Here is an 11,981-nt window from a genome sequence, read left to right on the forward strand (position 1 = left end):
AACGGTATCCCGCTATGTCAGACATGACACCTAAGCCTAATCTTTCGCCCGGCGTTGAAGCGCAAGGTGGGATTGGTACTGCTCCGGTTCCTGCTACCGAGCACGACGACCATTTGCTGCACGATGACCATCACCATGAGCATCATGACCAGCACTGGCTGTGGAAGTATGTTTTCAGCCAAGACCACAAGGTAATTGCCAAGCAATTCCTGATTACGGGCATGATTTGGGCCATTCTGGGGGGCACACTCTCCAGCTTGTTCCGTCTGCAGCTGGGCTGGCCCGAGGGCTCGATGGAGTGGCTCACGCCTTTCCTCGGCAAGTGGATTCAGGCTGGTAAGCTGAACCCCGAGTTCTACCTCGCGCTGGTGACCATGCACGGTACCATCATGGTGTTCTTCGTGCTGACGGCTGGCTTGTCGGGTACGTTTTCGAACTTCCTGATTCCGCTGCAAGTAGGTGCCCGCGACATGGCTTCGGGTTTCATGAACATGCTTTCGTACTGGTTCTTCTTCCTGTCGAGCATCGTCATGTTCTCGTCGCTGTTCATCGAGACGGGCCCGGCTGCTGCTGGCTGGACAATCTACCCGCCGCTGTCTGCCCTGCCGCAAGCTATTCCCGGTTCGGGTGCTGGTATGACCATGTGGCTCGTATCGATGGCGTTGTTCATCGTGTCGCAGTTGCTGGGTGGCGTAAACTACGTGACGACGGTAATCAACCTGCGTACCCGCGGCATGAGCATGAGCAAGCTGCCGCTCACCATCTGGGCCTTCTTCCTGACGGCTATTCTCGGCATCCTGTCGTTCCCGGTGCTGTTTTCGGCTGCGTTGCTGCTGATTTTTGACCGCTCGTTCGGTACCTCGTTCTTCCTGTCGGATATCTACATTGCCGGGCAGGCACTCAGCAACCAAGGCGGTTCGCCCGTGTTGTTCCAGCACTTGTTCTGGTTCTTGGGTCACCCTGAGGTGTACATCGTAATCATGCCGGCTATGGGCATGGTGTCGGAAATTCTGGCTACGAATGCCCGTAAGCCCATCTTCGGCTACCGCGCTATGATTGGCTCGCTGATTGGTATTTCGCTGCTGTCGTTCGTTGTGTGGGCTCACCACATGTTCGTAACCGGCATGAACCCCTTCCTCGGTTCGGTGTTCATGTTCCTTACGCTGATTATTGCGGTGCCCTCGGGCGTGAAAGTGTTTAACTGGCTCGCTACGCTGTGGCGCGGCAACATTCGCTTCACGGCTGCAATGCTGTTCGCCATTGGCTTTGTGTCGCTGTTCATCTCAGGTGGTTTGACCGGTATAATCCTCGGTAACGCTACCCTCGACATTCAGATGCACAACACTTACTTCGTGGTGGCTCACTTCCACTTAGTAATGGGTAGCTCGGCTTTCTTTGGTCTGTTTGCTGGTGTGTACCATTGGTTCCCGAAGATGTTTGGCCGCATGATGGACGAGAAGCTGGGCTATATCCACTTCTGGTTGACTTTCATTGGTGTGTATCTGGTGTTCATGCCGATGCACTACGTAGGCATCGCCGGTTTCCCCCGTCGTTACTACGCCTGGACTGGTTTTGATGCCTTCTCGCAATTCGCTGACCTGAACAAGTTTATCTCGATTGCGGCAATCATTGCCTTCCTCGGCCAGTTCATCTTCATCTTCAACTTCTTCTACAGCATTTTCCGCGGCCGTCGTGCTACCCAGAACCCCTGGAACTCGACGACGCTGGAATGGACCACGCCGGTTGAGCCCGGCCACGGTAACTGGCCCGGCGAAATCCCCGCCGTGTACCGCTGGCCCTACGACTACAGCAAGCCCGGCTCGGAAGTGGATTTCATTCCTCAAAACGTGCCGTACTCGCAAACGCCGTCATCGAACCTGCCCTACGAGCAGGAAATGGCCGAGTAGTTTGGTTAAATCAATAAAGTCCCGAAGCGGGCCGCCTCACCGGCGGCCCGTTTTGTTGTCACCCTTTTTGACAATCCTGTTGTAATGAATAATTGGTCGATAAGCCCTGCCGTTCGTCGCTTTCGCTTCGTGGGGTTGCTGACGGTGGTGGCCGTGTATTTGTTGATATTGGTGGGCGGCGTGGTGCGTAGCACCGGCAGCGGAATGGGCTGTCCCGACTGGCCCAAGTGCTTTGGTAGCTGGGTGCCACCCACTAAAGTGAGTCAGCTCCCGCCCAACTACAAAGAAATTTACACCGCTCAGCGAGTTGCCAAAAACCAGAAGCTGGCTCGTACCCTACAGCGCTTAGGTTTTTCGCAGGTTGCAGGAAGCATCTTTGCGCATCCTACACAGTACATCGAGACGGATTTCAACGCAGTGAAAACGTGGATTGAGTACGTCAACCGTCTGCTGGGGGCGCTGATTGGGGTCTTTGTATTCCTTACAGTCTTGTTTGCGTTGCCTTATTGGAAGCGTGACCGCACTATTTTCTGGCTGGCTTTAGCGTCGTTTCTTCTCACAGGGGTACAGGGCTATCTGGGTTCGTTGGTAGTGTCAACTAACTTGCTGCCGGTGATGGTAACCATTCACATGGCCCTGGCGCTGGTGATTGTGGCGCTACTACTATATGCCGTAGACCGAGCCCGCACGGGCAAGGCAGGGCAGGGCGAAACTTGGGAATGGGAGCAGTCAGCTACCACCATTACTCCGCAAGTAGCTGCGGTGCCAAGTCTAGGGCTGCAGGTATGGCTATGGGTTGCGTTGCTGCTCACCTTCTGGCAAATTATGCTGGGCACTCAGGTGCGGGAGCAGGTAGACGTGGTTTCGGCCGCCGCTGGCTATGTGGGCCGCGAAACCTGGATAGGCCAACTAGGCAGTGTATTTACGTTACACCGCACGATTTCAGCGGCGGTGCTGCTGCTGAATGTGTATGTGGGGTTTGAGCTGTGGCAACTTGGACAGGCGCGGCTGCGGCGGCTAGTGGTGGCCACACTAGGCATGATTGGTTTGGAAATAGTTGTGGGTTTTGTACTGACCTTGTTTGCACTGCCCGCTGCGGCGCAGCCGGTGCACCTCACCTTGGCGACGGTGCTGTTCGGCGTGCAGTTTCTGACGCTGCTGGCGGTGGCCCATGCGCGCAAAGCTCCAGAAACTATTGCGCCATCGGATGCCGCCCGACCGGTTGTTGCGTAACTTTGTGGCCCGTTTGGCAGGCAGCTGAAGTTGGCATGCCCGTGAACCGGAATCACTAGAAAAGGTATTGATGCTTAAGGCCCGCGCCTATTTTCAGCTGCTCAAGTTCCGGCTTTCGCTCACGGTGGCGTTTTCCAGTGCAATTGGGTACATGCTGGGCGCGCACGATTTTAATTGGGGCCAGGCCCTGCTGGTGATGCTTGGTGGCCTGCTCGTAACGGGCTCTGCCAACATCATCAACCAGATTCACGAGCGGGAACTTGACAAGCTCATGACCCGCACGGCCAAGCGCCCGCTGCCGTTGGGCATCCTCACGCCGGCTGAGGCCTGGGTGTTTTGCGTGCTGCTGGGCGTGGCCGGGCTGGGCCTGCTGGCCTATTGCTTCAACCCGCTCACGGCGGCGCTGTCGCTGCTTTCGCTCATCCTCTACGGGTTCATCTACACGCCGCTCAAGACGATTTCGCCAATTTGCGTGGCCGTGGGGGCCATTCCGGGCGGTTTGCCGCCGCTTATCGGCTGGGTAGCCGCTACAGGCTACATCGGCGTGGAAGCGTGGGTGCTGTTTGGCATTCAGTTTATGTGGCAGTTTCCGCATTTCTGGGCCATCGCCTGGGTGGCCGACGACGACTACAAGCGCGCGGGCTTTAAGATGCTGCCCTCGCCGGGCAACCGCGACCTGCGCACGGCGTTCCAAATCATGACCTACACGCTGCTGCTGATTCCGCTCAGCTTGCTGCCATTGGAATTTAATATTTCGGGGCGCATCTCGGCGCTGGTGGCCGTGGTGTGCGGCGTATTGTTTTTGCTGCTCACAGTGCAACTCATGCGCACGCAGTCGCGCAAGGCCGCGCTACGCATCATGTTTGCCTCATTCCTATACCTACCCATCGTACAAATTGCCTTGGTGCTGGACAAAATCTAGCATTTTGCTGTTGTAAGGTGGTATCGAAAGCAAGCAGTTATTGCTTTGGAAAGCCAATAACGAATTAATTATTTATCTCATGAATCCTCAACCTGAACTGTTGTCCGACAAGGAAGTAGGCCTAGGCTGGCACCCCAAGCGTGTGCTGCTTATTTTGCTCATCTTCAGCATTGTGATGATGTTCGCGGCTTTTACCAGCGGCTACATTGTGCGCCGCGACGAAGGCAACTGGCGCGAGTTTGACTTGCCGGTGTCGCTGCTCATCAATTCCATCCTCATCGCGCTGAGCAGTGCCAGCATGCAATGGGCGTATGCCTCAGCGCGTAAAGACGAAATCGGGCGCCTCAAAACTGGCCTGGGCATCACCCTGGCGCTGGGCCTGGCGTTCCTGGTAGGGCAGTACATGAGCTTCGGCGATTTGGTGGCCGGCAACACCTACTTTGGCGGTGCCGACGCCAATCCTTCGGGTTCGTTCGTATACGTGCTCATGGGCGTGCACGCTTTTCACCTGATTACGGGGCTTGTTTTTGTGGCCGTAGTGCTTGGCCGAGCCCTTAACTATCAAGTGCATTCGCGCGCCATGCTCTCCATTGGCAACGCTACCTTGTACTGGCACTTCCTGGGCGGACTTTGGCTGTACCTGTATTTGTTCTTACTTTTGAACCACTAAAACGACGTTTACGCTGTCCGCTATGGCCCAATCGACCACTTTGCAGTCGCCCACTGCACCCGCTACCCAAGACGCCCCGCGCACCGGCAACTGGGATGGCGGCAACGAACCTTTCAAGGCGAGCTACGGCAAGCTGATGATGTGGTTCTTCCTGCTTTCTGACGCATTCACCTTCGCCGCTTTCCTCACCACTTATGGCATGATTCGCCATAAGCACGAAGTATTCACCGGCGAAGCCAAAGAGTTTGTGTTCAGCACGCGGTGGTGGCCGATTCCGGACCACGTGTTCAACGCCTTCCCGGGCCTGGGCCACGCCAACGTGCCGCTGGGCTTCGTGGCGTTGATGACGATGATTCTCATTTTCAGCTCCGTGACGATGGTGTTGGCCGTAGAAGCTGGCCACCGCATGGACAAGGCTGATGTTCAGAAGTGGCTGCTGTGGACCATCCTGTTCGGTAGCACCTTCCTGCTGAGCCAGGCCTGGGAGTGGAGCCACTTTATCCATGGCACGCCCGAAGGCACCATGATGGCCGACGGCACGGTGTTTCACGGCGCCAACCTGGCCACGAACCAATACGGACCGGTACTGTTTGCCGACCTGTTCTTCTTCATCACCGGCTTCCACGGCACCCACGTATTCTCGGGCGTCTGCCTGCTGATTTGGTGCTTCATCGCCACTACCAACGGCACGTTTGAAAAGCGCGGCCACTACGAGATGGTGGAGAAAATCGGCCTCTACTGGCACTTTGTGGACCTTGTGTGGGTGTTTGTGTTCACCTTCTTCTACCTCGTTTAATCAGTGAATGAGCAAATGAGTAATTGAGCGAATGTCCCATTCGCAATTGCTTGTTGCCATCTGACTTACTCATTCACTCTGTTATTCATTTACTGAAATGGCTTCCCACGCAACTACTGAGCACACGCTCACCCCCGGCGAAATCGCCAAACCGAATACCGGCTGGATTTGGAAGACCTTCTTCGTACTGGTGGGCATCACCGCCATCGAGTTCGTCTTCGTATTCCTGATGCACCCGAGCACCCTGCGCAACAGCATATTCATCGTGCTCACCATCATGAAGGCTTTCTTCATTGTGGCCGAATTCATGCACCTGAAGCACGAAACCAAAGGCCTGATTTGGACGATTCTGATTCCGGTGGCGCTGCTGATATGGCTGCTGGTGGCCCTGATTACCGAGGGCTCGTTCATCGGCGAAGTGTTGCAAAACATGTTCAAATAGCGGATGCGGCCCCGCCAAACCCTTTTGCTGGGGCTGCTGCTATTGGTGCCGGTACTGGCTTTTCTGTTCCTGTTCAGCTTCGGCACCAACCGTTACGCGCTGCCCACTTACCTGCCCGACCGTGTGGACTCCACGCAGGTTGGCGGTAAGTGGCGGCGCGATACTGTTTTCCACCAGGTGGCACCGTTCCGGCTTCCTGCTTCAACGGGGCGCGTGGTGGGCAGCCAGGAACTCGGCCAGGGCATCTACATTGCGCAGTTCTACGACTCCGATGCCGCCAGTGCCCGCGTGGCCCGGCAGTTGCTCCGCGTTCAAGAGAAGTTTCGGCACGAGCCGCGAGTGCGCCTCGTGACCTTTGTACTGGATGCCAAGGCCGATAACCCGGCAGCCCTCACGCGCTTGGCCGAGCAATACGGCACCATTGCGGGCAAGTGGTTTTTTCTGACCGGCCCGGCTGATACCCTCAAGCACCTGACTTTCGGGGAGTACCGGCTGACTTCGGACCCGCACCGCCTGCCCGGCGCGGTGTATACGGCCAACATCCCGGCCGGCCGGCTGTTACTGGTTGACAGTCAGCGGCGCGTGCGCGGTATCTACGACGGTACTGACGGGCGCGAAATTGACCGATTACTCACGGAAATCACCGTGCAGCTTTACGATTATGAGCACCCCCACTAACCAATTGCACCCCCCGGTGCTGGAACCTGGCGACTACACCCGCTACAAAATTATTCTGGGCACTTTGGGAGCGGTAGTGCCGCTGCTGGTGGCCATTCTCTATTACTTCCCCGACACTTTTCGCATTCCCGGGGCGCAAGTGAAGTTTCTGCCGGCTTTGAATGCAGTGCTCAACTCGCTCACGGCATTGTGCCTGTTGGCGGGATACTACTTCATCCGGCAAAATGACGTGTTGAAGCACCGCGCCATGATGGGCACGGCCTTCGCGCTGGGGGCGGTGTTTCTGCTGTCGTACGTGGCCTACCACTCGCAGGTGGCCAGCACGCACTTTGGCGGCGTGGGCACCATCCGGCTGGTGTATTTCTTTCTGCTGCTCACCCACATCAGCTTGGCCGTGGTGACGGTGGGACTGGTCCTCTTCACCCTTTACTTCGCCCTCACGGGGCAGTACACCAAGCACAAGCGCATTGCCCGCTGGACCTTTCCGGTGTGGCTGTACGTGTCAGTAACGGGCGTTATCGTTTACTTCATGATTTCGCCGTATTATACCTAAGCTTACGGGCGGCGGGAAACTTTGTCATACTACCTGTGTTCATCTGATTATGAAAAAGACCTTTTTCTCCGCCGCTTTTGCCCTGCTGTTGGGCGTGTTACTGAGCTTGGCTCCTTTGGGCGCGCGCGCGCAGTGTGTGATGTGTAAGTCGCAGGTAGAGGCGGCTAAGCAAGAGCGCGACGACTACGACGTGGCCGGGCTCAACAAAGGCATCGTGTACATGATGACGGTGCCCTACATCCTGATGGGAGCTGTGGGCTACTTCTGGTACCGCCGCACGCACCCCAAAACGAAGGCAGCCAAGGCCTAATGCCGCAAGCGTCCCTCGCCATTGCGTCGACGCCGCTGGCGCTGCTTAAGCTGCGCTGCCCGCGTTGCCACACGGGTAATTTATTTGCCGGCCCGGCCCTGAGTGCTCGCTTCATGGACATGCCGGACGCCTGCCCGGTGTGCCGCCAAACGTATGAGCCCGAGCCGGGCTTTTACTATGGGGCCATGTACATCAGTTCCGGGTTTTCGACCGCTATTCTGCTGGCCATCGGATTTCTGCTGTACTATCTGGCCGACGACCCACCGCTGTGGGTGTACATCACCGCCGTAGGGGCCGTGGTGCTGGCCGTGACGCCGCTGCTGTTTCGGTATTCGCGGGCGCTGATGCTGTACGCATTCGGTGGCACCAGCTTCGACACGCGTTTTTTGAGCCACTGAAGCAGAGACGAAAGCCAATTGTGAAATGCCGCCCTCGGGTGGCATTTTTTTATTAGGCGCAGATTTTGCGGGGTGGCACGGCCGGGCTTACGGCTCGGCGCGTGCGGTATCCTTTCTTTGCTTAAAAACCTGGCTTCGGCCTCCATTTCGCTCTTTTTTGTTGCAGACTTCTACCCCAATCAGTACTTCTGTGGTTTCTGTTCAGGCAAAGCGCCGCATGCCCTGGCTGCTGCTGCTGGCGGCGGCCTGCTGCTTTGTAGGAGGCTATTTGGCCAGCCGCTACGCGCAGGCGCCTGGCGTGGTGCAGCGCACCGATGTGGCCCGGTTGCAGCAGTTGGTGCGCGAAGCCGAAACCACCGCGCGGCGCGAAGCCGATAGCGTGGCCGCGCAACTGCCGCGCGGGCCGTACAGCTTTCAGCAGCTGATGGCCCAAACTACGTACCCTACCTGCGTGCTGGAGAACGGCGAATTGCGCTACTGGTCCGACGCCACCCTGCGCCCCGAAGCCGAAACGGCCAGCCCGGGTCCCGAACGCCTCGTCGAAACGGCGGTGGGAAACTTCCTGCTGCTGCGGCGTATGGCGGGCCGCTTTACCATTCTCACCTACCTACCCCTGGAGCGCCATTATGGCATCACCAACCGGTACTTGCGCGAAGGCGGCGAGCAGGCCTTGTTCCGGGGATTGGAACTGAAAGTGGTGGCCGACAGTGCCGGTGCCGGCCGCGCGCGGTTCGAAGCTGCTGACGGCCACTACCTGTTTTCGATAGAATCGCTGCAGCCCAATCCTCTCACGGGGCAGTATGTGCCGCTGGCGCTGCTGGGGGTGGGTAGTGTGCTGTATGCGGCCGGGTGGCTGTTGCTGGCCTTGCGCTGGTGGCGGGCGCACCGGCCGGGCGCGGCTGTGGTGGCGCTGGTGCTGCCGCTGGCGGCCCTGCGGGGGCATTGCTTTACCTGGGCCTGCCTTATTCCTTTATCGAGCTGCCGCTGTTCGACCCGCGGGTGTACGCGGCGGCGGCCTGGGCGCCTTCGCTGGGCGACCTGCTGCTGGATGCCCTGCTGGCGCTGCTGGTGGCGGCGGGCGGCGCGGCGCTGTGGCGGCACTGGAATGTGCTGGGCCGCGTGCGGGCTCCGCGCACTCCCGGCGGTCAGCTGGCGGCGGCTGGCGGGTTGGGATTGCTGTTTTGCGGCTGGCTGGCGCTACTGTTTGTGTATTATACCACGGCGTTTGGCAGCTCGCAGCTGAGTCTGGACGTATCGCGCCACTTGAAGGTGACCGGCTTCTGGCTGCTGCTGGCGCTGGCCGTGCTGCTACACACGGCCGCCTGGCTGGTGGGCTTTTTTGGGCTGACGCAACTTACGGGCGCCTTGCTGCGGCACGTGCCGCGGCGGGCACTGCTGCTGGGGCCGGCGCTGCTGGCGGTGCCGGTGCTGGGGGTGGGGCTGGCTTTGGGGCAGCCGTGGGTGCTGCTGGGAGCGGTGTTGCTGTTGTTTGCGTCGCTGGTGCGGGCGGTGGGGATGCAGGCAGCGCCCACTACAGGCAGCTACCAATCGTCGGTGCTAATAGTGCTGTTGCTGGCCTTGGCGTCGGCTACGGGAGCTTTGGCACTGTATGCACAATTTGAAAAACAGGTGCTGGCAGACAAGCAGCGGTTGGCGGGCAACATGCTCATCGACAACGACCTGCAGGGGGAATTTCTGCTGGGGGAGCGCATGCGCGAAATCGCGGCCGACCCCTTTGTGCGTCGCTCACTATCAGCGGCCTTTGGACGGCCCGAGGCGGTTCGCCAGCGCGTGGCCCGGCAGTACCTGGGGGATATTTCGACAAATACGAGAGCAATGTTACCCTTTATGACGAGGCCGGCGACCCCCTGGGCACCGCGCCGGGCACGCCCGACCTGGTAACATCGCGCGCTGAGCTGGAACGAAACGCCACGCCCACCGACCAGCGCGGCGTGTACCTGGTGAACTCAACCAATCCGTTTGGCTCGCGGCGCTACGTGGCTTACATCACCGTGCCCGGCACTAGGGTCAACGGCTTTGGCCTGCCGCTGGGAGCCGTGCGCGTGGAGCTGACGCTGAAAAAGCTAACCACGTACAGCGTGCTGCCGGAGCTGCTGGTAGACCAGAATTTTTTTCAGCCCGGCCTGGCCACCGAGCTTAGCTACGCCGGCTACAACCAAGGGCGCCTGGTGTACAGCGAGGGCGACTTCGACTACGGCAACCGTCTGCCCGCGAGCCTGCTGAAGGAGCCGCGCCTGTACGTGCAGGGCGTGAGCCGGCGCGGCTACCATCACTTCGCGGTGAAGGGCTCGCAGGGCCGCACCGTGGTGGTGACCACGGCCACGTATTCGCTGGCCGACTGGCTGGCCAACTTCTCGTTTCAATTCCTGCTTTCCTCGTTTTTCTGGCTGCTGGTGGGCGGCGCGGCCCTGTTGCTGCGCGGGCGGGCCACGCCGCAGCTGCGGCTCAACTTCAGCACGCGCATTCAGCTGCTGCTCAATGTGGGCATTGTGGTGCCGCTGGTGGTGGTGAGCGTGGCCACGGCCAGCCAGCTCATCGACTCGTACAAGCGTGACCTGTCGCGCACCTACGAGCGGCGCGGGCAGCTGGCGCTGGAAAGCCTGCGCCGGCAGCGCCACCTGCTGTCGGACAGCACGGCGCGGCCCACGCTCACGGCACTGGCCAAAAACGTGGCCGCCCTCACCGAAACCGACCTCAACCTCTACGATGCCCACGGCGAGCTGCTGGCCAGCAGCCAGCCCCTCATTTTCGACGCGGGCTTACTCGGGCCCTTGCTCAACCCGCAGGCGGTGGTGGCGCTGCGCGAGCGCAACCGGCCGCGCGCCCTGCTCACCGAGCGTGCGGGCTCGTTGTCGTTCAACGCGTTGTACCTGCCGGTGCGGGCCGGGGAGGGAGAAGCGGTGGCAACCGATTTGGCCGGCCACGCGCTGGCCAGCAGTGCGTTACGGAAGGGCGTTGACTCTTCAGGAAATCCCTTATACGACGACGATGACGGGTCATCGGCCGATGAGTTGGCCATGCCCACCGGGCCCATTGTGGGGTACGTAGGCATTCCGTTTTTCGACTCGGAAAAGGAGTTGAATACCAAGCTAACGGAGTTGTTCAACACCATTCTGAACATCTTCACGCTCATGTTTTTGCTGTTTCTGGGGCTGGCGTTTGTGGCGGCCCGGCAGCTCACGGCGCCGCTCAAGCTCATCACCGAAAAGCTGACCCAAACCACGCTTACCGGCGAAAACGAGTTGCTGGACTACCGCAGCTCCGACGACGAAATCGGCCTGCTGGTGCGCGAGTACAACGCCATGCTCACCAAGTTGGAGGCCAGCAAGCGCGAGCTGGCGGCCCAGGAAAAAGAAGCGGCCTGGCGCGAGATGGCTCGCCAGGTGGCCCACGAAATCAAGAACCCGCTCACGCCCATGAAGCTGAGCCTGCAGTTCCTGCAAAAAGCCATTGCCGAGCGCCGGGCCAATGCCGAGGAGCTCATCGGCCGCATTGCGCAAACGCTCATCACCCAGATTGACGTGCTGAGCGACATTGCCACGAGCTTCAGCACCTTCACCAACCTGCCCACCATGCGGCCCGAGCGGCTGGACGTGGCCGCCATTCTGCGCCGCTGCGCTGCCCTGCACCAACCCGATTCCAGCGACGGCGCCCTCGACCTGCACCTGCCGCCCGATGCCGAAACCGGCTGCTACGTGGTGTACGCCGATGAAAGCCTGCTGGTGCGCACCTTCAACAACCTGCTCATCAACGCCCGCCAGGCCGTGCCCGAAGGCCGCGAGCCGCACATCGACGTGTCGCTGACGCCCGTGAACGGCAGCCAGGTGCGCGTGGCCATCCGCGACAATGGGGCCGGCATTCCGGAAGAAGTGCGCGAGAAAGTGTTTGTGCCCAACTTCACCACCAAGGAGACGGGTTCGGGCATCGGCCTGGCCGTGGCCAAGCGCGGCATCGAAAGCGCCGGGGGCAAAATCTGGTTCGAAACCGAAGTGGGGGAGGGGACCGGTTTCTTCATTGAGCTGCCGCTGGCTGGGTAGCAAGAGCAGCCCCC

The 11,981-nt window shown here is 59.6% G+C and carries 12 protein-coding genes; all 12 read left to right on the plus strand.

What is annotated here, in order from left to right:
* Positions 1 to 23: 23 nt before the first annotated feature.
* The 12 genes from MUN81_RS07115 to MUN81_RS07170 all read left to right on the plus strand — a co-directional run bounded on the left by MUN81_RS07115 (position 24) and on the right by MUN81_RS07170 (position 11,967).
* A complete protein-coding gene (locus MUN81_RS07115; protein ID WP_245116300.1) occupies positions 24 to 1,907 on the plus strand; it encodes a cbb3-type cytochrome c oxidase subunit I in 1,884 nt (627 codons plus the stop codon).
* An 84-nt stretch (positions 1,908 to 1,991) separates the two neighbouring features.
* Positions 1,992 to 3,140 (plus strand): COX15/CtaA family protein, encoded by a 1,149-nt coding sequence (locus tag MUN81_RS07120; RefSeq protein WP_245116302.1) that lies wholly within the window; start codon positions 1,992 to 1,994, stop codon positions 3,138 to 3,140.
* A 70-nt stretch (positions 3,141 to 3,210) separates the two neighbouring features.
* On the plus strand, positions 3,211 to 4,062 hold the full coding sequence (cyoE, locus tag MUN81_RS07125) for a heme o synthase (RefSeq protein ID WP_245116303.1): 852 nt from the start codon (positions 3,211 to 3,213) through the stop codon (positions 4,060 to 4,062).
* A gap of 79 nt (positions 4,063 to 4,141) precedes the next feature.
* Positions 4,142 to 4,732: a cytochrome c oxidase subunit 3 gene (locus tag MUN81_RS07130; protein ID WP_245116305.1), complete on the plus strand. Its 591-nt coding sequence runs from the start codon at positions 4,142 to 4,144 to the stop codon at positions 4,730 to 4,732.
* Between the two features lie 22 nt (positions 4,733 to 4,754).
* A complete protein-coding gene (locus MUN81_RS07135) occupies positions 4,755 to 5,528 on the plus strand; it encodes a cytochrome c oxidase subunit 3 (protein WP_245116307.1) in 774 nt (257 codons plus the stop codon).
* 97 nt (positions 5,529 to 5,625) lie between these two features.
* Complete coding sequence (locus MUN81_RS07140) at positions 5,626 to 5,970, plus strand: cytochrome C oxidase subunit IV family protein (protein ID WP_245116309.1); 345 nt, start codon at positions 5,626 to 5,628, stop codon at positions 5,968 to 5,970.
* A 3-nt stretch (positions 5,971 to 5,973) separates the two neighbouring features.
* On the plus strand, positions 5,974 to 6,648 hold the full coding sequence (locus tag MUN81_RS07145; RefSeq protein WP_245116311.1) for an SCO family protein: 675 nt from the start codon (positions 5,974 to 5,976) through the stop codon (positions 6,646 to 6,648).
* Complete coding sequence (locus tag MUN81_RS07150) at positions 6,632 to 7,201, plus strand: DUF420 domain-containing protein (RefSeq protein ID WP_245116313.1); 570 nt, start codon at positions 6,632 to 6,634, stop codon at positions 7,199 to 7,201. Before MUN81_RS07145 ends, MUN81_RS07150 begins: the two co-directional genes overlap by 17 nt.
* A 49-nt stretch (positions 7,202 to 7,250) precedes the next feature.
* Positions 7,251 to 7,511: a hypothetical protein gene (locus MUN81_RS07155; protein WP_245116315.1), complete on the plus strand. Its 261-nt coding sequence runs from the start codon at positions 7,251 to 7,253 to the stop codon at positions 7,509 to 7,511.
* Complete coding sequence (locus MUN81_RS07160) at positions 7,511 to 7,909, plus strand: DUF983 domain-containing protein (RefSeq protein WP_245116316.1); 399 nt, start codon at positions 7,511 to 7,513, stop codon at positions 7,907 to 7,909. Before MUN81_RS07155 ends, MUN81_RS07160 begins: the two co-directional genes overlap by 1 nt.
* 849 nt (positions 7,910 to 8,758) lie before the next feature.
* On the plus strand, positions 8,759 to 9,811 hold the full coding sequence (locus MUN81_RS07165) for a hypothetical protein (RefSeq protein WP_245116318.1): 1,053 nt from the start codon (positions 8,759 to 8,761) through the stop codon (positions 9,809 to 9,811).
* Positions 9,812 to 9,870: 59 nt separating this feature from the next.
* The gene (locus MUN81_RS07170; protein WP_245116320.1) at positions 9,871 to 11,967 is read left to right on the plus strand and encodes a HAMP domain-containing sensor histidine kinase; all 2,097 of its coding nucleotides are present in this window, start codon (positions 9,871 to 9,873) and stop codon (positions 11,965 to 11,967) included.
* Positions 11,968 to 11,981: the final 14 nt, after the last annotated feature.

It is taken from the genome of Hymenobacter sp. 5317J-9, assembly GCF_022921075.1.
Taxonomy (GTDB): domain Bacteria; phylum Bacteroidota; class Bacteroidia; order Cytophagales; family Hymenobacteraceae; genus Hymenobacter.

Coding starts and splice junctions, on each gene's coding strand:
- MUN81_RS07115 (WP_245116300.1), top strand. CDS start 24: ATGACACCTAAGCCTAATCTTTCGCCCGGCGTTGAAGCGCAAGGTGGG.
- MUN81_RS07120 (WP_245116302.1), top strand. CDS start 1,992: ATGAATAATTGGTCGATAAGCCCTGCCGTTCGTCGCTTTCGCTTCGTG.
- cyoE (WP_245116303.1), top strand. CDS start 3,211: ATGCTTAAGGCCCGCGCCTATTTTCAGCTGCTCAAGTTCCGGCTTTCG.
- MUN81_RS07130 (WP_245116305.1), top strand. CDS start 4,142: ATGAATCCTCAACCTGAACTGTTGTCCGACAAGGAAGTAGGCCTAGGC.
- MUN81_RS07135 (WP_245116307.1), top strand. CDS start 4,755: ATGGCCCAATCGACCACTTTGCAGTCGCCCACTGCACCCGCTACCCAA.
- MUN81_RS07140 (WP_245116309.1), top strand. CDS start 5,626: ATGGCTTCCCACGCAACTACTGAGCACACGCTCACCCCCGGCGAAATC.
- MUN81_RS07145 (WP_245116311.1), top strand. CDS start 5,974: ATGCGGCCCCGCCAAACCCTTTTGCTGGGGCTGCTGCTATTGGTGCCG.
- MUN81_RS07150 (WP_245116313.1), top strand. CDS start 6,632: ATGAGCACCCCCACTAACCAATTGCACCCCCCGGTGCTGGAACCTGGC.
- MUN81_RS07155 (WP_245116315.1), top strand. CDS start 7,251: ATGAAAAAGACCTTTTTCTCCGCCGCTTTTGCCCTGCTGTTGGGCGTG.
- MUN81_RS07160 (WP_245116316.1), top strand. CDS start 7,511: ATGCCGCAAGCGTCCCTCGCCATTGCGTCGACGCCGCTGGCGCTGCTT.